Source organism: Mesorhizobium alhagi CCNWXJ12-2, from assembly GCF_000236565.1.
Taxonomy (GTDB): domain Bacteria; phylum Pseudomonadota; class Alphaproteobacteria; order Rhizobiales; family Rhizobiaceae; genus Allomesorhizobium; species Allomesorhizobium alhagi.
The window spans coordinates 1-21,814 of record NZ_AHAM01000139.1; the positions used below are offsets into that span (position 1 = coordinate 1).

29 protein-coding genes and 1 pseudogene are annotated in these 21,814 nt (G+C 62.5%); 8 read left to right on the forward strand and 22 right to left on the reverse strand.

The features are described from left to right. Window positions 1-225: 225 nt before the first annotated feature. Together MAXJ12_RS16190 and MAXJ12_RS16195 are read right to left on the reverse strand one after the other, a co-directional pair. Window positions 226-936, reverse strand: a complete 711-nt coding sequence (locus MAXJ12_RS16190; RefSeq protein WP_008836996.1) for an NUDIX hydrolase — start codon at window positions 934-936, stop codon at window positions 226-228. Between the two features lie 13 nt (window positions 937-949). Further along, window positions 950-2,068, reverse strand: coding sequence for an endonuclease/exonuclease/phosphatase family protein (locus MAXJ12_RS16195; protein WP_008836997.1), 1,119 nt, complete (start codon window positions 2,066-2,068; stop codon window positions 950-952). A 166-nt stretch (window positions 2,069-2,234) separates the two neighbouring features. Here MAXJ12_RS16195 and MAXJ12_RS16200 point away from each other — a divergent pair, with 166 nt between their 5' ends. Then, the gene (locus MAXJ12_RS16200; protein WP_008836998.1) at window positions 2,235-2,738 is read left to right on the forward strand and encodes a BA14K family protein; all 504 of its coding nucleotides are present in this window, start codon (window positions 2,235-2,237) and stop codon (window positions 2,736-2,738) included. 55 nt (window positions 2,739-2,793) lie between these two features. Here the strand turns inward: MAXJ12_RS16200 and MAXJ12_RS16205 are convergent, their stop codons facing one another. From MAXJ12_RS16205 to MAXJ12_RS16225, 5 genes are all read right to left on the reverse strand, one after another. Next, a complete protein-coding gene (locus tag MAXJ12_RS16205) occupies window positions 2,794-3,084 on the reverse strand; it encodes a PilZ domain-containing protein (RefSeq protein WP_008836999.1) in 291 nt (96 codons plus the stop codon). Between the two features lie 176 nt (window positions 3,085-3,260). After that, a complete protein-coding gene (ilvC, locus tag MAXJ12_RS16210; protein WP_008837000.1) occupies window positions 3,261-4,280 on the reverse strand; it encodes a ketol-acid reductoisomerase in 1,020 nt (339 codons plus the stop codon). 69 nt (window positions 4,281-4,349) lie between these two features. Next, window positions 4,350-5,024, reverse strand: a complete 675-nt coding sequence (locus MAXJ12_RS16215; protein ID WP_008837001.1) for a TetR/AcrR family transcriptional regulator — start codon at window positions 5,022-5,024, stop codon at window positions 4,350-4,352. A 101-nt stretch (window positions 5,025-5,125) separates the two neighbouring features. Then, entirely contained in the window at window positions 5,126-5,503 is a 378-nt protein-coding gene (locus MAXJ12_RS16220; protein ID WP_008837002.1) for a VOC family protein, read from the reverse strand. A 53-nt stretch (window positions 5,504-5,556) separates the two neighbouring features. Continuing rightward, window positions 5,557-6,297 carry a pyridoxine 5'-phosphate synthase gene (locus tag MAXJ12_RS16225; RefSeq protein ID WP_008837003.1) on the reverse strand — a complete coding sequence of 247 codons (741 nt, stop codon included), beginning with the start codon at window positions 6,295-6,297 and terminating at the stop codon, window positions 5,557-5,559. A gap of 105 nt (window positions 6,298-6,402) precedes the next feature. Between MAXJ12_RS16225 and MAXJ12_RS16230 the strand changes: the two genes are divergently transcribed. Beyond that, window positions 6,403-6,801, forward strand: coding sequence for a SpoIIAA family protein (locus MAXJ12_RS16230; protein ID WP_008837004.1), 399 nt, complete (start codon window positions 6,403-6,405; stop codon window positions 6,799-6,801). Between the two features lie 7 nt (window positions 6,802-6,808). Here the strand turns inward: MAXJ12_RS16230 and MAXJ12_RS16235 are convergent, their stop codons facing one another. Further along, window positions 6,809-7,936, reverse strand: coding sequence for an ATP-dependent DNA helicase (locus MAXJ12_RS16235; RefSeq protein ID WP_008837005.1), 1,128 nt, complete (start codon window positions 7,934-7,936; stop codon window positions 6,809-6,811). Window positions 7,937-8,238: 302 nt separating this feature from the next. On the opposite strand from MAXJ12_RS16235, the gene MAXJ12_RS39855 reads away from it, so the two are divergent. The 4 genes from MAXJ12_RS39855 (at window position 8,239) to MAXJ12_RS16255 (ending at window position 9,769) form a co-directional block, all read left to right on the forward strand. After that, on the forward strand, window positions 8,239-8,448 hold the full coding sequence (locus MAXJ12_RS39855) for a cold-shock protein (protein ID WP_008837006.1): 210 nt from the start codon (window positions 8,239-8,241) through the stop codon (window positions 8,446-8,448). A 115-nt stretch (window positions 8,449-8,563) separates the two neighbouring features. Beyond that, on the forward strand, window positions 8,564-8,779 hold the full coding sequence (locus tag MAXJ12_RS16245) for a hypothetical protein (RefSeq protein WP_040586500.1): 216 nt from the start codon (window positions 8,564-8,566) through the stop codon (window positions 8,777-8,779). After that, window positions 8,779-9,156 carry a hypothetical protein gene (locus MAXJ12_RS16250; protein WP_008837008.1) on the forward strand — a complete coding sequence of 126 codons (378 nt, stop codon included), beginning with the start codon at window positions 8,779-8,781 and terminating at the stop codon, window positions 9,154-9,156. The genes MAXJ12_RS16245 and MAXJ12_RS16250 overlap by 1 nt, the downstream gene beginning before the upstream one ends. 295 nt (window positions 9,157-9,451) lie before the next feature. After that, the gene (locus tag MAXJ12_RS16255; protein WP_040586503.1) at window positions 9,452-9,769 is read left to right on the forward strand and encodes a YkgJ family cysteine cluster protein; all 318 of its coding nucleotides are present in this window, start codon (window positions 9,452-9,454) and stop codon (window positions 9,767-9,769) included. Window positions 9,770-9,803: 34 nt separating this feature from the next. Here the strand turns inward: MAXJ12_RS16255 and MAXJ12_RS16260 are convergent, their stop codons facing one another. The 10 genes and pseudogenes from MAXJ12_RS16260 to MAXJ12_RS16305 all read right to left on the reverse strand — a co-directional run bounded on the left by MAXJ12_RS16260 (window position 9,804) and on the right by MAXJ12_RS16305 (window position 15,953). Continuing rightward, a complete protein-coding gene (locus MAXJ12_RS16260) occupies window positions 9,804-10,190 on the reverse strand; it encodes a nitrile hydratase accessory protein (protein ID WP_008837010.1) in 387 nt (128 codons plus the stop codon). Further along, window positions 10,177-10,836, reverse strand: coding sequence for a nitrile hydratase subunit beta (gene nthB / locus MAXJ12_RS16265; protein ID WP_008837011.1), 660 nt, complete (start codon window positions 10,834-10,836; stop codon window positions 10,177-10,179). Before nthB ends, MAXJ12_RS16260 begins: the two co-directional genes overlap by 14 nt. Then, window positions 10,833-11,450 (reverse strand): nitrile hydratase subunit alpha, encoded by a 618-nt coding sequence (gene nthA / locus MAXJ12_RS16270; RefSeq protein WP_008837012.1) that lies wholly within the window; start codon window positions 11,448-11,450, stop codon window positions 10,833-10,835. The genes nthB and nthA overlap by 4 nt, the downstream gene beginning before the upstream one ends. 47 nt (window positions 11,451-11,497) lie before the next feature. Then, window positions 11,498-12,092: pseudogene (locus MAXJ12_RS16275) on the reverse strand (LysE family translocator). Window positions 12,093-12,169: 77 nt separating this feature from the next. Then, a complete protein-coding gene (locus tag MAXJ12_RS16280) occupies window positions 12,170-12,508 on the reverse strand; it encodes a type II toxin-antitoxin system PemK/MazF family toxin (RefSeq protein ID WP_008837015.1) in 339 nt (112 codons plus the stop codon). Then, entirely contained in the window at window positions 12,486-12,791 is a 306-nt protein-coding gene (locus tag MAXJ12_RS16285; RefSeq protein WP_008837016.1) for an AbrB/MazE/SpoVT family DNA-binding domain-containing protein, read from the reverse strand. The genes MAXJ12_RS16280 and MAXJ12_RS16285 overlap by 23 nt, the downstream gene beginning before the upstream one ends. A 64-nt stretch (window positions 12,792-12,855) precedes the next feature. After that, window positions 12,856-13,428 (reverse strand): acetolactate synthase small subunit, encoded by a 573-nt coding sequence (ilvN, locus tag MAXJ12_RS16290; RefSeq protein WP_008837017.1) that lies wholly within the window; start codon window positions 13,426-13,428, stop codon window positions 12,856-12,858. 11 nt (window positions 13,429-13,439) lie between these two features. After that, window positions 13,440-13,847 carry a type II toxin-antitoxin system VapC family toxin gene (locus tag MAXJ12_RS16295; RefSeq protein ID WP_008837018.1) on the reverse strand — a complete coding sequence of 136 codons (408 nt, stop codon included), beginning with the start codon at window positions 13,845-13,847 and terminating at the stop codon, window positions 13,440-13,442. Further along, window positions 13,831-14,106, reverse strand: a complete 276-nt coding sequence (locus MAXJ12_RS16300) for an AbrB/MazE/SpoVT family DNA-binding domain-containing protein (protein ID WP_008837019.1) — start codon at window positions 14,104-14,106, stop codon at window positions 13,831-13,833. The genes MAXJ12_RS16295 and MAXJ12_RS16300 overlap by 17 nt, the downstream gene beginning before the upstream one ends. Window positions 14,107-14,165: 59 nt before the next feature. Then, the gene (locus MAXJ12_RS16305) at window positions 14,166-15,953 is read right to left on the reverse strand and encodes an acetolactate synthase 3 large subunit (RefSeq protein ID WP_085983964.1); all 1,788 of its coding nucleotides are present in this window, start codon (window positions 15,951-15,953) and stop codon (window positions 14,166-14,168) included. A gap of 191 nt (window positions 15,954-16,144) precedes the next feature. On the opposite strand from MAXJ12_RS16305, the gene MAXJ12_RS16310 reads away from it, so the two are divergent. Continuing rightward, window positions 16,145-16,819 carry a dihydrofolate reductase family protein gene (locus MAXJ12_RS16310; RefSeq protein ID WP_244421503.1) on the forward strand — a complete coding sequence of 225 codons (675 nt, stop codon included), beginning with the start codon at window positions 16,145-16,147 and terminating at the stop codon, window positions 16,817-16,819. Window positions 16,820-16,837: 18 nt separating this feature from the next. Here MAXJ12_RS16310 and MAXJ12_RS16315 read toward each other — a convergent pair whose 3' ends face one another. Together MAXJ12_RS16315 and MAXJ12_RS16320 are read right to left on the reverse strand one after the other, a co-directional pair. Continuing rightward, entirely contained in the window at window positions 16,838-17,134 is a 297-nt protein-coding gene (locus MAXJ12_RS16315) for a hypothetical protein (RefSeq protein WP_008837022.1), read from the reverse strand. Beyond that, complete coding sequence (locus tag MAXJ12_RS16320; protein WP_040586509.1) at window positions 17,131-17,703, reverse strand: helix-turn-helix domain-containing protein; 573 nt, start codon at window positions 17,701-17,703, stop codon at window positions 17,131-17,133. The genes MAXJ12_RS16315 and MAXJ12_RS16320 overlap by 4 nt, the downstream gene beginning before the upstream one ends. A gap of 156 nt (window positions 17,704-17,859) precedes the next feature. Between MAXJ12_RS16320 and MAXJ12_RS16325 the strand changes: the two genes are divergently transcribed. Further along, window positions 17,860-19,695 carry an ATP-binding protein gene (locus tag MAXJ12_RS16325; RefSeq protein WP_008837024.1) on the forward strand — a complete coding sequence of 612 codons (1,836 nt, stop codon included), beginning with the start codon at window positions 17,860-17,862 and terminating at the stop codon, window positions 19,693-19,695. 178 nt (window positions 19,696-19,873) lie between these two features. Here the strand turns inward: MAXJ12_RS16325 and MAXJ12_RS16330 are convergent, their stop codons facing one another. Together MAXJ12_RS16330 and miaA are read right to left on the reverse strand one after the other, a co-directional pair. Then, the gene (locus MAXJ12_RS16330) at window positions 19,874-20,665 is read right to left on the reverse strand and encodes a GGDEF domain-containing protein (protein WP_008837025.1); all 792 of its coding nucleotides are present in this window, start codon (window positions 20,663-20,665) and stop codon (window positions 19,874-19,876) included. 146 nt (window positions 20,666-20,811) lie between these two features. Next, entirely contained in the window at window positions 20,812-21,744 is a 933-nt protein-coding gene (miaA, locus tag MAXJ12_RS16335; protein ID WP_008837026.1) for a tRNA (adenosine(37)-N6)-dimethylallyltransferase MiaA, read from the reverse strand. Window positions 21,745-21,814: the final 70 nt, after the last annotated feature.

Below are 21,814 nucleotides of genomic sequence, written 5' to 3' on the forward strand. Positions count from 1 at the left end.
AACCACATATCGGCGTCCCTGCATCGCAATCGTGCCTCACAAGATGAGCAAATCTGGTGGAATCCCCTTATACGGCATGGCCTGCGGACAAGAAGAATTTCATAACGCATGAGGGTCCGGCACGGCCCGGCTTGTCAACCGGCCAGAAGCGGAAACTCCGTATTCTTAAGCCGAAGTTCGGCGCTCGGGTCGACCGGCGTGCTGCAGACCGGGTAGCATTCAGCCTCACTTCGCAAAATGCCATTCGATGAGCGGCTTCATGTGCGGCATCAGCCCGCCGGGCAGGTCATCGGCGCAGCGTATGATCACCGGCCCGCTGATCTCCGGATCCATCTCGCCGGCCACGAACGCCTCGATGCGCCGGGCGATCTCGTCGGCATTTTCTTCCAGAAAATAGCGGCGGAAGAGCACGGTGCCACGCTCGGTCGACAGCGCATAATAGCGCTCGCCGCGCGGAACAGACGAGATGTCCAGGCCGGTTTCCTCGGCCACCTCGCGGATCATGTTGAAATCGACATCGGCCGCGCCGTCGGCGAAATCCACCGGCTCGAAGGATCCGGCAGCGAAATAGACGCGGCCGGCATTGACGGTGTTGGTCGCCATCCGGATGGCGACCAGCGCATTGTCGCGCGAGACCAGCATGGCGTGCGCAAACACATGTCCCGCCGCGGTGTTGGTGCGTTCGCGCCGCCAATGCATGAAAGTCGCGTAGCGAACGGCATGACAGCGGCCCTCGAAGCGCCCACCATCATAGGCGAGGCGCGACAGAAGCACGACAGTGCCGTCGAACAAGGACGGGTTGGCCTGCGTCTCCACGCGCCAATTCTCCTCGATCGCCGCCGCATTGGCCACCTCGAAGGGATGCGGCTCGGGATCGAGCCTGACGTCGACCACTTCGACCGGAACGATAAGATTGCTCGGAATATCGAAAGTCACTGGCCCGCTCCGCTCAGGCGATGTTCAGGGTCACGACGACCGGGCAATGGTCGGACGCCTTTGGCCGGTCCCAGCCGGTGCGTGGGTAGCGGCCGGTCTCCTGGCCGGGCGGGAAGATGGTCCGGTAAGGCTGGCCGCCGCGAATGATTTCAGGAATTGCGCGGGAATTGCGCCGCGCCAGCGCCGGCGACAGCAGGATGTAGTCGAGCTGGCAGAGATGCCGCTCCTCGGGTCCGCGCGTGTGATAAAGCGTCCAGCGGTCCAGTTCAGGCCGCCTTTCGACGACATTCTCGGCAAAGCCGTCGGCCACGAGCACGTCCACGCTCGTTTCCACGGTCTCGTCGACGACCTCGAATTCATAGCCGCCGCCATGGTCGCTCCCGCCGATCACCACGCGCTGGCGGTAATCATTGAGATCGCCGCAAATGGCCCAGTGGCGATTGCCGGTATGATCCTTGCCGAAGCGCTTTTCGATGATCCGCCGTACCGCCGTGGCTTCGGCCACGCGGATCGGCATCGATGAATCGCGGCCGGGAACGCCGTTGCGCGCCGAACCCATCGATTTGAAATGCACGGAATAGATCGTCAGCGGCCTTCCGCCGACCTTGACGTCGATCTCCAGGCAGTCGCGCCGGAATATTCTTTCGTGGGCTTCGTTGCCGAGTTCCGAAAGTTGCGGATTGTGCAGGCCGAGTTCCTCGAAGGTGATGTGGGCATGGCTGGTCATGCGCACGAACTCGATCGGCTGGCCGTCCTCGGTTTCCTCGCGCATCATCACCGCCACGTCGATGCCGCGCGAATCATTGCCGGTGCTGGTGTATTTGTGGCGGTAGCCATGCCCGACCATCTTGAACAGATAGCCGTATTCGAAGGCCTTCAGCGCTTCGATATTGTCGACCTCCTGCAGGCACAGAATGTCGGCGCGGGTTTCGGCGATCGCCAGCGCCGTCAGCTGGCGCATATCGTCGGCATGCGCGATAGCGCGGCCCTGTTCGAGCAGCCGGTATTCGGCCTCGTCCTTGATATGGAACAGAGACAGCGTCCGGTCCTGATGCAACTGGTTGCGGAAGCCCGAATAATCGAACCTGTTCATCAGGTTCTCGACGTTGAAGGTGGCGAGGCGCAGCGACATGGCGCGAGCTTTGCCCGCTTGGCGGGACAATGACAAGGGCTGTGGCGGCTGACAGCGTGGCCGGAACCGATCCGTTCATCCCCCGTTCATCCGTCGAACGGCAATGTGCCATCACTCCTTCGAACAATGGGCTGGGGCCGACCGTTTTTGTTTCTGGAGACAGACAATGACACCGAAACTTTCGTCCTTGCTTCGCTCGGGCCTGATCGCGCTCGGCCTCGCAGCAGGCATTTCAGCACCGGCCTTCGCGGTTCCGATCGTCGCCGGGCTCAATCCGGCGGTTCAGCCATCGCCGCAGGCTGACGCGGGAATAACACTGATTCAGGATGGCGGCCGGTACTGGCGGCGACACCGGGGTGACGGCGATCGCTGGCGTTCCCGGCGCCACTGGCGGGACGGCGACCGCTGGCGCGACCGCCGCCATTTCCGGCGGAACTGGCGGCGCTACGATCGGGGGCCGAGCATCCACCTCGACTTCTCGATTCCGGCGTACCGCTACGCGCCGCGCTACTATGCTCCGAGGTACTATGCGCCGCGCCGGGTATATCGCGGCGGTGGGAGCGCCCACGTGCAATGGTGCTACAGCCGCTACCGGTCCTACAGGGCCTACGACAATACTTTCCAGCCCTATAACGGCCCGCGCCGGCAGTGCTGGTCGCCCTATAGCTGAGACGCCCTGACGTCCGGCAAATCAAACGGCGCCTTCGCAGGCGCCGTCTTGGTTCCTATTCGAATTTCACGCCAACCGCATTCATCGACCGCCAGCGCACCCGCGCCGTCCGCAGCGTTTCCTCGCCGGAGATCAGCACCTCGAACTGCGCTGGAAGCGAAAATGTCTCGGCAAGGGACAGCAGCGCGCCCTCTGCCGACTGGTTGCGAACGACGCATTCAAAAGCGCTGAAGCCTCTGTTGAAGGTCAGTGTCGCGCCCTTCAGCACGCGGCGGCGCAGCGCCGCCCTGCGCTCGGAGAAGACCCTCCCGTCGACGCCAATGGATTTCTCGGTGATCGGGTTCATCGCACACCTCCTCGGTTAATAGGATGGGCGATGCGAATTGCGTGCCAGCCGGACCGTCCTGGAATGATACAGGCAGTCGTTAGGCAGACGTGCAGTCCTGCCTAACGACCCTGCGCCGCTTGGGCCAAGTCTCCGCACAAGCCCATCGGGATGCGCGGAGACCGGAATGCCGATCGTCAGTTCTTGGCCTTGTCGACCAGCTTGTTCTTGGAGATCCACGGCATCATGGCGCGCAGCTTCTCGCCGACTTCCTCGATCTGGTGGCTGTCGTTCATGCGGCGGATACCCTTGAAGCGGGCGGCGCCCGAACGGTATTCCTGCATCCACTCCGAGGTGAACTTGCCGGTCTGGATGTCGTTCAGCACGCGCTTCATCTCGGCCTTGGTCTCGGCGGTGATGATGCGCGGCCCAGAGACGTACTCGCCCCATTCGGCGGTGTTGGAGATCGAGTAGTTCATGTTGGCGATGCCGCCTTCGTAGATCAGGTCGACGATCAGCTTCACCTCGTGCAGGCACTCGAAATAGGCCATTTCCGGCGCATAGCCCGCTTCCACCAGCGTCTCGAACCCAGCGCGGATCAGTTCGACGAGACCGCCGCACAAAACCACCTGCTCGCCGAAAAGATCGGTCTCACACTCTTCCTTGAAGTTGGTCTCGATGATGCCGGAACGGCCGCCGCCGACGCCGCAGGCGTAGCTGAGGCCGAGTTCCAGCGCATTGCCCGAAGCGTCCTGATGAACGGCGACCAGACACGGCACGCCGCCGCCTTTCTGGTATTCGCCGCGCACGGTGTGACCGGGGCCCTTCGGCGCAACCATCAGAACGTCGACCGTCTTCTTCGGCTCGATCAGGCCGAAATGCACGTTGAGGCCATGCGCAAACGCAATCGCCGCGCCGTCGCGGATGTTGGGGGCGATCTCGTCACGATAGATGTCGGCCTGCAGCTCGTCGGGCGTCGCCATCATCATCAGGTCGGCCCACTTCGCGGCTTCCGCCACGCTCATCACCTTCAGGCCGTCGGCCTCGACCTTCTTGGCGGTTGCCGAGCCTGCCTTCAGGCCGACCGCAAGCTCCTTGGCGCCGGAATCCTTGAGGTTGAGCGCATGCGCCCTGCCCTGGCTGCCATAGCCGATGATGGCGACCTTCTTGCCCTTGATCAGATTGAGATCGGCGTCACGATCGTAATAAACGCGCATGTTGTTTCCTTCCTTTGAGTTTGGTTGAAGTCGAATGGTGCGTCCTTCGAGGCTCGCTGCGCTCGCACCTCAGGATGAGGGCGGCTTGCGCCTGCGTCCCTCATCGCGATTGTCGTTTGCCCCATAAAGCGCGAGAAACTGCCGCGTCGCCAGCGCCGCGTCGCGGCCGATCTGCGCCTCGGTCAATTTCAGACCGTCGCCGAGCAGCAGCCGGATCTGCACGTCGCGCGCGACCAGCCCGAAAAAGCTCCGGAAAGCCGTTTCGGCGTCGTCGAATGCGAGCAGACCCTTGTCGCGCGCGGCTTCCAGCACCGGTTTCAGCCGCCGCGCCAGCGCCATGCGGCCATTTTCGAGCACGATTGCGCCGAGCCCGTGGCCATCCGATCCGGCGCGGGCGATCGCCACCCGGTTGAGCGCAATCGAGGTTTCCGACGAGATCACGCTCAGCCAGTCGGAGGCGAAACCTTCCAGGCTCGCCGTCAGCGACGGCAGGTCGATGCGGGCGCGATCGATTGGCGCGACGCGCACCTTCGACGCCTGCCACTGCACCGTCGCAGTGAGCAGCCCGTCGCGGTCGCCGAACCATTTGTAGAGCGTTTCCTTGGAACAGCTGGCACGGCGCGCGACGGCCGTCATGGTCAGCCGGTCGCCTTCCTCGACGAGAAGGCGCAGAGCCGCGTTCAGAACGTCTTTCTGACGCTCGGTCAGTTCCTCGCCGCCATCAATTTCAAGGCTTGCCTGCATGTCCTGCCCTGCGTTCGGCAGACGATAAGTATGCCGTACCGTACGTTACGGTTCGGCTCTATGCAGCATATTTCCCCGCAACGCAAGCGCCGTTGCGACGGTCAGCGCGGTGCCGGCTCGAAAAGCTCGATGGCGTTGCCCGACGGATCGTCGAGCAGGATCTGCTTGCCGCCATTGCCCTGGATGATGTCGCTGCGGAAACGGCATCCCTTCGCCCGCAAATCCGCGACCATCGCTTCCAGATCGGCGCATTCGACCTGGAAACGGTTCCAGCCGCCCGGCGCAGGCGCTGCACCCTCCGGCATCGCCTGACCCGCACCTCCGGCTCCCGGCCGGTTCAGAAGCAGTCTGAGATCACCGTGCGAAAGCGCGGCAAAGCCGGGGGCGGGATGAAAATTAACCGTGAAGCCAAGCATGTCGCGATAAAATCCGATCGCCTGCTCGACATCGTTCACGATATAGCGGACCGCAACAGCCATGGCCTCCTCCGTGTTTGCGCTCAGAGAAAATATAGTCTGCCGGCCCCCAATGACTACCAGCCGCAGGCCTTCAGGAATCGTCGTACCGTCTCCGCCATCCCGTACTCCAGCGCATCCGCCGTCAGACCGTGGCCGATCGACACTTCGGCCAGTTGCGGAATACACTTGGCGAGCGCCGGCAGATTGCTGACCACGAGATCGTGCCCGGCATTGACGTCGAGCCCGACGGCAAAAGCAGCATCCGCAGCTTTGCCCAATCTTTCCAATTCCTTGCGGGCCTTTTCTGAATCCGCATGGCAACTGCCATAGGGGCCGGTGTAGAGTTCGATGCGGTCGGCTCCCATGTCACGCGCAACGTCAAAGCCGACCGGGTCGGGATTCGCGAACAGCGATACCCGGAAGCCGCCCTTCTTCAATCTTTTGACTATGGGCGCCAAGAAGGCGGCGTTCGCAGCAAAATCCCAGCCGTGGTCGGACGTCGCCTGCGCCGGGTCGTCCGGCACCAGCGTCACCTGCTCCGGCTGGTTTTTTTCCACCAGGTCCAGGAACTCTTCCGCGGGGTAGCCTTCAATGTTGAACTCCGCCTGCGGGAACTCGTCGTCGATCAGCGCGCGCAGTTCCGGCAGATCGGAATAGCGCGTGTGGCGCTGGTCGGGCCGCGGGTGCACCGTCAGCCCATGCGCGCCCGCGGCGAGCGCGATGCGCCCCAGCCCGCTGACGCTCGGCCAAGGCAGGTCGCGCCGGTTGCGCAGCATGGCGATGGCATTCAGATTTACGGAAAGTTTTGCGGACATGGGGCGTCTCGAAATTGTTGCAACGTCTCTATAGCCGCTCCGGCTGGAACTGACACGGCCATTCATGTGTTCCAGGAAAGAGACTTCCCCTCGAAAGGACGCCGCATGCATCCGCTCGACCCCGTGCCGGCCATTCGCCGCATCGACACCAACCGCGAGGATTTGTGTGCGCTGGACATCGTCGGCCATTTCACTGCGGCCGATCTGGAAAACGCCTACGGCCTGCTCGAGGGGGCATACGCCGTGCACGACAAGATCGACGTTCTCGTCCGCATCTCCCGCTATGACGGCTTCGATTGGAGTTCCGCCTTCACCGATACGACGATCCGCGGCAAGACCCGCGCGCTACGCCATATTCGCAAATATGCCGTGGTCGGCGGGCCGGCATGGTTGCGCACCGTCATCGGCATATTCGGCCCGCTCACCTCCATCGAAACCCGCTATTTCGACGCCGACGAGGAAGTGGCGGCATGGGAGTGGCTTGATGCGAGGCCCGTCGAGTAAGGCATTATCAGCGAACGATCGTCAGCGTCTGCGCCGCCCTGGTGATCGCCGTATAGAGCCAGCGCTGGCGGGTGTCCTTGAACGCGTAGCTTTCGTCGAACAGCACGATATCGTTCCATTGCGAGCCCTGCGCCTTGTGCACGGTCAGCGCATAGCCGTAGTCGAAATCGTCGAAGCGCTTCTTCTGGGTCCACGGAATGTCCGCGTCCGGATCCTCGAAAGCCGCCTTGAGCAGCTTGATCTTGGCGACGCCGCGATCGGGATCGTCCTCCTCCGGCGAAACCAAAAGGTTGATGCCCGGCTTCACCGTCTCACGCGACGAGGTCATCACCTTCCACAGCGAGCCGTTGAGCAGGCCTTTCGCCGGATCGTTGCGCAGGCAGACCAGCTTGTCGCCGGCCTGCGGGTAGCTCGCCGTGAATCCCTTCAGTTCGCGAAGCCGGTGGTTGTAGCGCTTCCGCGTGCGGTTAGTGCCGACCAGCACCTGGTCAGCTGCGAGCACCAGTTCCTGCGTCACCTCTTCCTTGCCGATCACTTTCGCCGTGCCGTAGTCGCCGCGCATGAATTCACGGCCCTCGCGCACGTCGAGCGCCAGCCGGATGATCGGGTTGTCGCGCGCCTGCCGGTGGATTTCGGTCAGGAGAATGTCGGGCTCATGCTCGGTGAAGAAACCGCCGCCCGAAATCGGCGGCAATTGCGCCGGGTCCCCAAGCACCAGAACCGGCGTGCCGAACGACAGCAGGTCGCGGCCGAGCTGTTCGTCGACCATCGAGCATTCGTCGATGATCACCAGCGCCGCCTTGGAAATCGGGCTCTGCCGGTTGAGCGCAAATGTCGGCGACATCGAGGTCTTGCCGGTCGTCTCGTCCGCGACCGCCTCCTCGCCGCGCGGCCGGTAGATCAGCGAGTGGATGGTGCGGGCGTTGACCGCGCCCTTGGAGCGCAGCACCTGTGCCGCCTTGCCGGTGAAGGCCGCGAACTGCACCTGCCCGTCGACATGCTCGGCGAAATAGCGCGCCAGCGTCGTCTTGCCGGTGCCGGCATAGCCGAACAGCCGGAAGACCTGCGGCCTGCCCGACCTCAGCCATCGCGCCACCGCCTTCAGCGCGTCATCCTGCTGGGGTGAAAATTCCATCCGGTTGACTGACAGGATTCGGCGGCGAAGGGCAAGTGATTTGGCCCTTCGGGGGACTTGCGGCTTCAGGCGGCGCATATTTTCGAACGCAACTGGCGGGCGAACCGGAATGCCGGAAAAACCAAAAGTTGACATCTGCGATTAAGAAGATTACATATACTCAATCGATATTTGCTTGTCTGAATTTTGTTTATCTGCGCGCCCGGCGCGCCCTTGGCGAACCTCTCCCTTCAAACATCGAGACAAACGGCCGTTTGCATTCGCACGGCGGTAAACTAATATTTCTATGGAAAGGGTTCATCATGAGCACCGGCACAGTTAAATGGTTCAACGCAACAAAAGGCTTCGGCTTTATTCAGCCTGACGATGGCGGCCAGGACGTATTCGTCCACATCTCGGCTGTCGAGCGCGCTGGAATGCGCGATATCGCGGAAGGCCAGAAGCTCGGCTACGAGATGGTGCGCGACGCCAAGTCAGGCAAAATGTCGGCCGACCAGCTTACAGCTGCATAAATCGGCATTCGCCTCACCGATGACCACGGATGTACTGGCATCGTCGAGAGGTGAATGGCGCAGGAAGGCCGGGCATTTTGCCTGGCCTTTTTCTTTTTGACAGATGGATATCAACGTGACCGCGAATTCGAAGAAATCCCGCGACCAGGCCGAAACGTTCTTCAGCAAGACGCAGACGCAGTCCATGGCGCTGAACCGGATCATTTCGGAGCACGACGCCGTCAGCCAGGCGCGCGAAGCAAAAACCGCGCGCCTGAGAGAACTTCGCCTGGAGAAGGAAGCTGACGAGCTTCGCGCCGCCCCCGCCCCCAAATCCAAGAGCAAGCGCTAATGGCGAGGCGCGCGGTTCTGGTGTCGATGGCCGCGGATTCCACCATAGCCGATGTCGCGCAGACGCTCGACAATCCGGTGGAATATGTCCGGCGCATTCTCGAGAAGCTCGAGCGCTGCCGGCGCGCCCATGGCGACGCCCAGGTGCGGATCGGCGTGCGCGGCCGGGTCGAATGCCCGAATTACCTGATCGAATATGCGCTTCTCGATCCCAAGACCAAACAGACTTCGGTCCATCCGGACGCGGCCTATAGCGGCAGCACGCATCGCGAACTCGCTCCCAGGCATATCGAGGAGGCTAGAAACTGGTCCCCCGAGGAAATGAACATTACGGCCGTTTCAGCGCTGATCGGCCGCCTCCGCAACCCGCGCGACTGATCGTCAGGATAGGCCATGGCCATAAAGTTTGCCGCCAAGGGATCTGCTACTGTGCCCTCATCCCCGGCCAAGTCCACAAGACCGGTGGCCGGTGTGGAATCGCCCGGAAGCGAAGGCTCGGCCGGTGCTACAGGCGAAACGCCAGTTCCCTCGACGACCGATGCAGACCTGTTCAACGCCCAGCCCGCGCCGTCGCGCAAACGGCGCAGGAAATAGCACCTTGCAGGCCCCGCGACCTGAGCCGGATTTCTTTCCCGGCGACCGGCAGCGCACGCGCTTGACCCCCGAGCCGCTCGTGAGCGACAGCTTCGACTGCAACGCCTGCGGCGCGTGCTGCTCCCACTCGTCGGCATGGCCGAGGTTTTCCACCGAAGCCGATTCCCAACTCGACCGCATTCCTGCCGAGCATGTGTCCCGCGACGAAAGCGGCATGCGCTGCGATGGCGCGCGCTGCTCGGCGCTTGTCGGCAAGGTCGGCAAATCGACGTCCTGCTTGATCTATGACATTCGCCCGGACGTCTGCCGCGCCTGCGTGCCGGGCGGCGGCGACTGCCTCGTCGCGCGGCGGGGCCGAGGGCTGCCGGTACCCGACGCAGCAGCAATGCTGGCTTGACGATCAATTCGCAGGCCGGGCGGAAGAGCCCGCGTCAGGAACACCGCCCCGGATCGTTCTCCAGCAGGATCGGCTTGCCATGCGGCGTCGCATGCGCAGCGCGATGCCAGGCGGCGGCAAGCGCATCGATTTCATTTCCGCCGGCAACGCCTTTTACGGCAAGCAGTTTTTCCAATGCCTCTAGCCAGCATGCGTAGTAATCGCTGCCGTCTACCGCCGCGCCCGGCTTCTTCACTTCGGCCGAAAGCGCGTCCGCCCATTCGCTCCACGAAAACAGCCCGCGCTCGTGGAGCGCGACCACCATGGCGAAGGCTTCAGCCTGCCAGGGTTCGGTAAAAACCGGGCTGTCCTTCGGAAGCGCGCCATTGGCGGGTTCGCCGGTTGTCTTCGACGGCCCGGAGCCGGCGTCACGCCGGCTCAAGATAGCTCTCCCACGCGTCGATCGAGACCGTCAGCGTCGGGTCGGCGCCCTCGCCCCAGATCTCCGCGGCGGAAAACACGACCGCATAGACCCACTGCGGGTTCTCGCCCTTTCCGTGGGCATTCGTGTCGGGAAAGACAAAACCGTCGCGCACCGCCTCGACCACGCCATTCCTGTCACGCGCATATCGCGGCAGCCTCGTGTGGCCGGTCGGGTGAAAATTCTTCGTCCGCACCCGGTCGCCCACCTTGAACCGGGCAGGTGCGTCGACCGGCCGATCGCACGGCCCGCCCTTCGCCAGCACAGCGGGGACGTTCTCCGCTTTCAGCACGCGCTTGGGCTGCGGCGCGCTGTCGACCGCCCTGCCCTCGGCGAGATCGCGAGCGCTGACGAAACCATGGCGCTTGAGCAGCGTCTCCAGCGCCTTGATCCAGATCTCGTAATAGCTCGACGAACAATAATCGGCCGGATGCAAGCATTCGCGCGCGTGGCGGCTCTCGTCGATTGTCCACTGGCCCATCGCACCGGCCGTCAGCGTCACGCCAAGCGCCCGCTTTTCCCATTCAGCGTGGAAATACGGCTCGTCTTTCTCGGGCGCCACCGGCCCGAAACCCATCTGCCCGCCGAGATCGTGCGGCCCGTTCATGCGGCTTGTGGCTCCAGCGCCAGACCGGTGCCGATCATCGAATCGCGCGTCACCAGTTCGGCCAATCTTTCCTCGCTCCAGCCTTCCGTCCCCTTCGGCCGCAACGGCACCACGAGGTAGCGGAGTTCGGCGGTCGAATCCCAGACGCGGATCTTTGTCTCCGCCGGCAGGCTCACCCCGAATTCGGAAAGCACGCCGCGCGGGTCGATCACCGCCTTCGAGCGATAAGGCGGTGACTTGTACCAGACGGGCGGCAGGCCGAGCACCGACCAGGGATAGCAGGAGCACAGCGTGCAGACGACGAGATTGTGCGTGTCGGGAGTGTTGAACACCGACTGCATGTGCTCGCCCTGCCGGCCGGTGAAGCCGAGCGAGGCGATGGCGGCGGTCGCATCCTTCTTCAGCCACTCGGCGTAAGCCGGATCACTCCAGGCCTTGGCTACGACCTTGGCGCCATTGCGCGGGCCGACCTTGGTCTCGTAGGTCTCGACGATCGCGTCGATCGCCGCCGGGTCGATCAGCCCCTTCTGGGTCAGGATCGTCTCCAGCGCCTTGACCCGGGCGGCCATGGGGTCGAGTTCGTTGTCGTGATGGTGGTCGTGATCATGGGGCATACGGCGGAATCTAGGCCGCGCCGCCGAAGCGCGCAAGCAGGCAGGCCTCACAGAAGCATCGGCCACAGCGTTGCGGCAAGGAGCACGCCCATGGCGATGTTGAACCATTTCAGCCGTGCCGAGTCGGCCAGAAAGCCGCGCAGCGCCGTGCCGAAGCCGGCCCAGACCGACACCGACGGCAGATTGACCACGGCGAACGCGACGGTGATCAGCAGCATGGAAAGAAACGGCGCCTGCGGGTTTGTGTAGATGGCGATCGCCGTCACCGCCATTATCCAGGCCTTGGGATTGACCCACTGGAAGGCGGCGGCTTGCAGGAAGGTCATCGGCACGGCCTTCGCCTCGCCCTTCGCCGCCATCGATCGCGACATGGCGGTCTTCCAGGCGAGATGGAGCATATGCGCCGCCGGCGATTTTCAGCGCAAGATCGAGCGCCGGATAGGCATTCAGCACCGCGCCCAAGCCCAAACCGACCCCGAAAAGCAGCGTGGCGAAGCCGGCGGCGATGCCGAACATATGCGGCACCGTGCGCCAGAACCCGAAATTCACGCCCGACGCCAGTAGCATGAAATTGTTCGGCCCCGGCGTCACCGAAGTGACGAAGGCGAAGACCAGCAGGGCGAGAAAAGCTTCGGGAGACATGAATCTATTCATTCATAGGTCAGCAATATTGACCTATTAATGGCTGATTTCCTTCGTAGACGCAGCGGCCATGGCGATCAGGCGCTTATGCCAAGAATCGAAGCGACAATCGCCCGGATATCGGCAAGAACCTCGTCCGGTGCGTGTTCGATGAAGCGGACGCCTCGTCCCTTGCGGTGGAAGTTTCGTATCTGGTCGCAAAGGACTGCTCCGCTGGTCTGCATACCGTCAGGCAACAAAACTTTGGTGGGCCAGGGATTCATGTTGCGCGTTATCGGACAGACGATTGATCGCTCATCCAGTTCGTGAAAACCGGAACTGGTGAGAACGATTGCGGGCCGACGGCCGCCCTGCTCGGTTCCGGGAACCGGATCGAAGTCGGCCCAGACAATGTCACCCGCGTTTAAGGATGTCATCGAGCATTATTTCGCCTCGGGAATACTCATCATCGATAGCCTCCTCGGGGATAGGAACCCACTCGACAGTCTCGGGAGCATTCTCCGGCCCGAGCCGCTTCATCTCCGAAATGATCCACTCCAGTGTGAACTTCTTCGGCTTCGCCGGCTCGATGATTGCCTTACCGTCCTTGACGGTCAGTTGCACGGTGTCGCCCTGCTTGATGCCGAGTTCATCGAGCACCGCTTTCGAAAGTCGGATCCCGGAACTGTTGCCCCATTTGCCAACTTGCAGCACGGTCATAGTCATATCCTCTTGACGTATATCCCACGTATATACATCAACGGACGCTGGTCTTCAACCAACGTCACATCCCCTGCGGGCCGCGGTTCATTGCCGCCACACCGGTGCGACAGACCTCAACCAGACCGAGCGGCTGCATGATGGCGATGAACTGCTCGATTTTCGATACCTTGCCGGTGATCTCGAAGATGAAATGCTCGGTATTGGCGTCGATGACATTGGCGCGGAACGCTTCGGCGAGCCGCAGCGCCTCGACCCGAGCGTCGCCGGTGCCGGAAACCTTTACCAGCGCCAGTTCTCGCGCCAGCGGCTTATCCTGGCCGAGTTCGCCGGCGCGCACCGACAGGTCGACCACACGATGCACCGGAACGATGCGCTCGAGCTGGTGCTTGATCTGCTCCAGCACATGCGGCGTGCCGCGGGTCACGATGGTTATGCGCGACAGGTGCTTTTCATGTTCGGTTTCCGAAACGGTGAGGCTTTCGATGTTGTAGCCGCGGCCGGAAAACAGGCCGATGACCCGCGCAAGCACGCCCGGCTCATTGTCGACCAGCACCGACAGCGTGTGGATTTCCGGCCGTTCGGTCTCCTTGGCGATGAAATAGGCCGAGCCGGTGGGTTGAAGGTGGGCGCTCATGGATTTCTTTCTCAAGCGGTAAGCGTGGGAATTCGAACGGGGATTGGGTAGTGCATGCGTTTTGCGCGCTTTTCGAAAATATCGTCAAAGGTGAGCAGTTCGTCAGACTTGTCGACATTGAGCAGGTGAATCGCATCGGCGAATTCGACGCCTATGCGATGTGCCTCTATCGCCTCTGCAACTATCTCCTCCTTTTGCACGAAGACATTTTCCAAGCCCAGAAGTGCGGTCAGCGCTTCACAGACGGCAGGAGGCTTAAACTTGTAAACAGAGCGCAGGACCCACTCGCATTCGAGGATGACGGTCAGCGATATCTCGATGATTTCGCGCTCGAATACCGCTCTTGCGATCGGTACCTCCTTTGACCCATCGTCAACGAACAGCCGGACAACGATGTTTGTATCAAGCGCCTTTGGCATGCCACTGGCGCCTGAATTCTTCTTCCACAGCTCGATCCATATCCCGGACCGAAACAGGCGGCCCGTCATATTTCAGCATGCCAGCTACTTCGTCGACCGTATACTTCCTACGCACCTTTCTGCGGAGCGGCGTCAAGACGATGGAGCTGCCGGTGCTCTCGATGTTCACCTCCGAACCTGCGACAAGTCCGAACTGATCCCTCACCGCCTTCGGCAGCACCAATTGCCCCTTGCTCGAAATCCTGACCCGCGCGTTCATCGTTGCACTCCAAGTAAGATAGGGTAAGACATATACGCCTTACTGCGTCTTACTTCAACTTACACCAGTTCCCTGCCCCTCGCATCGATCGCATTCGCCACCGCCTCGTCCGTCGCCTCGTCGGGCAGCAGCATCTCGTTATGCGCCTTGCCAGACGGTATCATCGGGAAGCAGTTGGCGAGCGCGGCCACCCGGCAATCGAAGATCACCGGCTTCTTCACCGAGATCATTTCCTTGATCGCATCGTCGAGGTCGCCCGGCTTTTCGCAGCGTATGCCATGGCCGCCATAGGCTTCGGCGAGCTTGACGAAATCCGGCATCGCCTCCGTGTAGGAATGCGACAGCCGGTTGCCGTGCAGAAGCTGCTGCCACTGCCGCACCATACCCATATACTGGTTGTTCAGGATGAAGATCTTTATCGGCGCTTCGTACTGAACCGCGCAGCTCATCTCCTGGATCGTCATCTGCACCGAAGCGTCGCCGGCAATGTCGATGACGAGGCTGTCCGGATGCGCGATTTGCACGCCCAGCGCCGCCGGCAGGCCGTAGCCCATCGTTCCGAGCCCGCCCGAAGTCATCCAGCGGTTCGGCTTCTCGAAATGGAAGTGCTGCGCGGCCCACATCTGGTGCTGGCCCACTTCCGTAGTGATGTAGGTGTCGAGGTGCTTGGTCAGCTCGTAGAGCCGCTGCACCGCATATTGCGGCATGATCACCTCGTCATTCGGCCGGAAGGCCAATGAATCGCGGGCGCGCCACCGAGCGATCTGCTCCCACCAGGGGTAGAGCGCCTTCTTGTCGGCCTTGGCGGTCGCGCGCCACAGCCGCACCATATCCTCCAGCACGCGGCCGACATCGCCGATGATCGGCACGTCGGCGCGGACGTTCTTGTTGATCGAGGACGGATCGATATCGATGTGGATCTTCTTCGAATTGGGCGAAAACGCGTTGAGCCGCCCGGTGATGCGGTCGTCGAAGCGCGCGCCGATGCAGATCATCACGTCGCAATCGTGCATGGCCATGTTGGCTTCATAGGTGCCGTGCATGCCGAGCATGCCCATCCAGTTCTTGCCGCTCGCCGGATAGGCGCCGAGCCCCATCAGCGTCGAAGTGATCGGAAAACCGGTCAGGTCGACCAGCTCGCGCAGGAGGTGGCTGGCTTCCGCGCCTGAGTTGATGACGCCTCCGCCGGAATAGATGATCGGCTTTTTCGCCTCGGCCATCAGCGCGACCGCCGCCTTGATCTTGTCGAGGTCGCCCTGGACCTTCGGCTGATAGCTGGTGCGTGGAGCCGTCTGCGGCGGCGTGTACATGCCCTTGGCGAACTGGACGTCCTTCGGCACGTCGACGACCACCGGCCCGGGCCGGCCGGTCGTGGCGACATGAAACGCCTCGTGCAAAATGCCCGCCAGTTCGTTGACGTCCTTCACCAGCCAATTGTGCTTGGTGCAGGGCCGCGTGATGCCGATCGTGTCGCATTCCTGGAACGCGTCGGAGCCGATCAGCGAGGTCGGAACCTGGCCGGTGATGCAGACCAGCGGGATCGAATCCATCAGCGCGTCCTGCAGCGGCGTCACCGCATTGGTCGCCCCGGGCCCGGAAGTCACCAGCATCACGCCCGGCTTTCCGGTCGAGCGCGCATAGCCCTCGGCCGCATGGCCCGCGCCCTGTTCGTGGCGCACCAGGATATGCTGCACTTCGTCCTGCTGAAAAAGTTCGTCGTAGATGGGCAGAACCGCGCCGCCGGGATAGCCGAAGAGATGCTTGATGCCATTGTCCTTCAGCGCCTGCACGACCATTTCGGCGCCTGTCATTTCTCGCCGTCCGGTTTCGTCCTGTCGGTTGCTCATCGATCTGTTCCGTTTCTTGCCGCCTGCGGGGGCGATTGCTGGTCGTTTAGTCTTGTTTCGGCCAATAAAAAAGGCCCCCGAGGGAGCCTGTGTTTAGCGCATGGGAGCTTTCCGCCCGGCGGTTACACCGCCTTGCCCACGCGCCTTCCTACTACGAGAATGACTGTCATCTTCATGGTGGCGGACAATAAGTGCCGTTCCGCACGCCTGTCAACGACATTCTATCTGTCGAGGCAGCGGGTTGCATTCGCCGGCAATCTGATTTAGGTTTAAAACCGGTTGTAAAATGCAATCTGATGGAGGCCTTGATGGGCAAGATGATCTACGGACTGCTGACGTCGCTGGACGGCTACATCGAAGCGCCGGAAGGCGTCGACTCTCGATGGTCGGGACCGGACGAGGAACTGCACCTCTACTTCAACGAGATGCAGCGCAACTTGGCCCTCGATATCTATGGCCGGCGCATGTACGAGGTGATGCGCGTCTGGGACACCTACGACCGCGATCCGTCCATAAAGGCGTTTGAACGCAAGTTCGCCCAGCTATGGCAGCAGACGCCGAAGGTTGTCGTGTCGACGACATTGCAGGAGGCAGGGCCGAACGCCCGGCTCGTCGGCGGCGACGTCGAAGCCGCGGCAAGGGCGCTCAAGGCCCAAACCGATGGCGACATTTCGGTTTGCGGCGCCGAGCTGGCGGCCAGCTTCGGCCGCTGGGGCCTGATCGACGAATACCAGCTCTTCGTCTATCCCTCGGTGGTCGGCGGCGGCAAACCGTACTTCGCACACGGCGCGCCGCTCAACTTGAAGCCGCTCGGGACGGAACGCCTTCCGAATGATGTAGTGCTATTGCGATACGCGCCGGCATAGGCTGGAAAATCTTCCCGCTCAGCGCCGCCTTCTGCGGCGGCCTGCCCTGATCTCGACGACACGCGCTCCATCCGCTTCGCTCAAGTGCCGACCCCGTTCGAGGATTTCCAGCGTGTACTCCTCGTAGGTGAGGCCGATCCTCTCCGCCCGCTCCAGCCGCATCAGCATCACCTGCTGGCTCGGCGCCTTCCAGGCCGTCTTGCGGGCGGCTTCCCAGCAGAGATAGACGAACGCGTCGCCCTTGCCCCAGGGCGGTCCTTCATAGTCGTCGAGCGGTGGGCCGCCATTGTGATTGCGCGGAAGACGCCGAATCATTGGCTGCCCCGCATCAGCGCGACGAGATAGATCGCGGCAGCAGGCCCCGGCGCATAAAAGGTGCAATCGGCGGGCGGGCCGAGCGCCAGGCAGTCGCCCGCCTCCATGACGTGGACGACGTCGCCTTCCGTGAATTCCAGGCGTCCTTCCATCAGCCATATCTGCTGCCTGATGAACGCATAGGACGACGCCGGCAGGCTGACCTTCGCGCCGGCGGGCATTTCGACCCTGATCAATTCCAGCGGCATGTCGGATGCCGGCGAAAGGTGGCGGCGGATATAGCCTGTCCCGGGATCCCGCCAGACCGGCTGGTCCTTCTCCCGCAGGATACTTCCTCCGCGCAGTTCGGCTCGCGCGATCAGCGATGACAGCGTCATTCCGAACGCCGATGCGACGCGCACCAGTAGGGCAGCGGTTGGACTTGTCCCGTTCCGCTCGATGGCGCTGAGCATCGCCTTGGAGACGCCGGAGCGTTCGGAAAGTTCGGCCAGCGACCACTCCCGCTGTGTGCGCTCGGCGCGAATGCGACGGGCTATCCCTTGGGAAAGGTCATCTCCTATATCATTCATTTGACCAATATAGAGGATAAGCACGTGGCGTAAAGTCCCGCTTGCTCCAATTGCAGCGAGTGTCCTAACCGCTTGTAAACCATGCCCTATGACGCGGCCTTAACCCCGCTTCGCTAGTGTCGCGATCCAACGGGAAGCGGGAGCGGGTGTACCTGAATGTTCGTAGAGCGGGAAAAATCCGCCGGTGAAGCGACGTCGCAGGAACGCCGCGACGCCGCGCAGAGCGATGCGCGAATCCTCGGCCATGTCGTGCAGTGCGACGGCGCCCGCGCCACGATAAGCGCATTCGCCGATACCGGTGAAGGCGACGTCACCGGCCTGTGGACGGTCGGCAAGATGATCTCGATCAATCTCGGCTCGTCGCGCACTGTCGGGCTCGTCTATGCCATCGGCAAGGCCGACGGCACATGGCACAGCCATGAGCAAAATGCCATCGAGGTCAGCGTCGAACTGATCGGCGAGGTCCGCGACAGCGTCGCTCCGGCCAAGCCGGTCTTCGACCGCGGCATCACCACCTATCCCCATATCGGCGCGGTCGCGCACCGCATCCGCAACCGCGACCTGCAGGCGGTCTACGATCTCGCCGGACGCCATTCCGTGAACATCGGGACATTGTCGCAGGACGAGACGATCGACGCCTGCATCGCCATCGACGACACGCTGGCCCGCCATTTCGCGGTGGTCGGCACCACCGGCGTTGGCAAATCGACAGCCGTATCGCTGCTGCTGCGCAAATCGATCGAGGCCAGGCCGGATCTCAGGGTGCTTGTCCTCGATCCGCACAACGAATTCGCCGCAGCCCTGCCCGACAACAGCCTCAAGGTCGACACCTCGACGCTCGACCTGCCCTTCTGGCTTTTCCGGCTGGAGGAATTCGCCGAAGTGTTGTTTCGCGGACGCGAGATCGTGCCCGAGGAACTCGATGTTCTGCGCGACTTGATCCCCGCCGCCAAGAATCTCTACCGCAATCCGGGCGCGGGAACCTTCATCCGCCGCGGCGGCGATTCCATGACGGCCGACACGCCGGTACCCTACAGGATCGCCGACCTCATCAAGCAGATCGACGAGCGCATGGGGCTGCTGGAGAGCAAGGATTACCGCCCCACCTACCGCTCGCTGAAGACGCGTATCGAATCGGCCATCAGCGACCCACGCTACCGCTTCATGTTCGCCTCGCGGCTGATCGAGGACACGCTGCACCAGACCATCGGCAACATCTTCCGCATTCCGCATGGCGGCCGGCCGATCACCTGTTTCGAAATGGCCGGAATGCCCTCCGAAGTGGTCAATTCGGTCTGCTCGGTGCTGGCGCGGCTGGCCTTCGACCTCGCCCTGTGGAGCGAAGGCAAGCTCAAGCTCCTGGTGCTGTGCGAGGAGGCGCATCGCTATATGCCTTCCGATCCGCGCCTCGGCTTCGCGCCTACCCGGCACGCTCTGTCGCGCATCGCCAAGGAGGGCCGCAAATATGGCTGCTATCTCGGCGTCGTCACCCAGCGGCCGGGCGAACTCGACCCGACTATCCTGTCGCAATGTTCGACGGTTTTCGCCATGCGCCTTGCCAACGAGCAGGATCAGGCAATCATCCGTTCGGCCATCGCCGACTCGTCGGCCTCCACCCTGTCGTTCCTATCCTCGATGGGTCAGCGCGAGGCCATCGCCTTCGGCGAGGGCGTGGCGACCACTATGCGGCTGAAATTCGAGCGGCTTGCCTCGAACCTGATACCCGGCGCGGGCAAGCGCCACGCGGTGGACGCAGCGACCGGCAATGGCGAGGATGTCGACCTCGTCACCATCGTAGAGCGCCTGAGAAACGTGCCGAAGCCGCAGCAGAATCTCGGTTTCGCCGAGCCCGTGGACATGCAGCGCCAGGCCGGCGATTCCGGCTATCGCAAGCCGGCGGCCGAGACCGCGCCGCCGCCCGCCCCGGAGGATCTCGATGTAAGCTTCGGCCTGAAGCCGAGCACATTCGGCCTGCGCCCGCGATCGGATTAAACTTTTAGGTTGGTCAATAAAACTTCCAGCACTGCGGAGCCCGTTTCGAAACTCGCTCCGGCGAGTCATATGATGGTGTTTTCGAGAACCGTAGCGGAGCGGACATTTAAGTCCGTGAGCAACGGAAGCGCAGAAAACGCCAGCAGATGGCCGCCGGAGTAGAGTTTCGGTAGGGCGATCAGGCGCTGACGCGATTGCGCCCTTGCCGCTTGGCCTCGTAGAGCTGCTTGTCGGCGCGCCGGAAGAAGTCCTCCGCGCTTTCCTTGCGATCCCATACCGCCAGGCCGACGCTAGCTGTGATCTTGAGCCTCACATTGCCCGACAGGATCGGCATGGCGGCGATGCCCTTGCGGATGCGCTCGGCGAGCTTGACCAGGAGGTCGTGATCCATGTTCGGGGCCACCACCGCGAATTCCTCGCCGCCCAGCCGCGCCACCACGTCGTGGTAGCGCGTCATGTCCTTGAGGCAGCCGGCGACGGCCCGCAGCACCTCGTCGCCGACATCATGGCCATGCGTGTCGTTGACCTGCTTGAAATGGTCGAGGTCGAAGATCATCAGCCCGACCGGTTTGTCGATGCGGCGGAACTCGTCGAGATACTCCTTCAGCGCATCGTCGAAGTAGCGCCGGTTCTGCATGCCGGTCAGGCCATCGGTCAGCGCCGCGTGCTCCAGCGTTTCGGAGCGCGCGCTGAGCGAGACGGTCATTGCCCTGAGTTTGCCTTCTTCCTTCACCTGCGTTCGGATCAGCGGAAAGATGAAGAAGACGCCGAACACCAGTGCGGTGGCAAGCAGCACACCCGTGGCGAACAGGAGCTTTGCCAGATAGGCGAAGCCTGCCATACGTTCCGGCTGGTACAGGGCGTCGGTGCTGTCGCTCAGCACGTCATAGGCGTGAAAGATCACGAGTCCGGCCGCAAGTATGACTGCGATGAACACAAAAAACGCAGATTCGGACTTGTGGAACCGCATTTGCTCCCCGTTAGGCGGCCTTGGCTTTCTCTTATGTCACGGGCGGCCTTACGGACAGTTAACGAAAGCAACTTCAGCGCGAAACTAACGTTAACGTGAACTTGCGCATTTGCTAATTAATGATCGCTGGAGCCTAGCTTTCGACGTCAACTACTGTTGATCCGCTGCCATTCCGGGCCGAGCTGGTTGCGGAACCAGGTTGACTGCCGTTTGGCGTATTGCCGGGTTGCAATTTTGGCGCGCGCTATCGCCTCCGGAAACGACAACTCGCCGGCATCCGCGGCAGCCAGTTCGCGCACGCCGATCGCCTTCATGGCCGGCAGTGCCGGATCGAGCTTCAGCGCCAGCAGAGCGCGCACCTCGTCCAGCGCGCCGGCCTCCAGCATTCGATCGAAGCGGCTGTCGATGCGCGCCACCAGCGCCGCCCGCTCCGGCTCGATCACCAGGAACTCGGCGCTGTAGCGGTCGATCAGCGGCTTTCCCTTTTCGGCCTGCCACTTCAGGATCGAGCGTCCGGACGCTTCGAGCACCTCCAGCGCCCGTGCGATGCGCTGCCCATCGCTCGGCCGCAAAAGTTGCGCTGCTTCCGGATCTTCCCGCGCGAGTATCCGGTGCAGCCGCTCCGGCCCGTCTTCGTTCAGATGATAGCGCCAGCGGTCGCGCACGGATTTCGGGATCTCCGGCATCTCGGAGATTCCTTCAACCAGCGCCCGGAAATAAAGCCCGGTGCCGCCGACGAACACCGGAATCCTGTCCTTGAAGGCATCCTCGGCCATCAGCCGCATCACGTCGCGCAGCCATGCTCCCGTCGAATAGGCCGTGCCCGGATGGATATGGCCGTAGAGATGGTGCGGCGCCCGCGCCATTTCTTCGGCGGTCGGCCGAGCCGTCAGCACATTGAGGATCGAATATCCCTGCATGGAATCGGTGTTGACGATCGCGCCGCCCCTGCGCTCGGCGATCTCCAGCGCCAGAGCCGACTTGCCGCTGGCCGTCGGCCCGGCTATCAGAACGGCATTCTTCAGCCGCCCTTCGCTGCCGCCACCGGATCTTTCCATGCCGCTCGTCGCCACGCTCATATCCCACCCGGCCATGCGCTCCGTCTCGCAGCCACTGGCGAGGCTGGCTTCGCAAACTGTGGCGGGGGCC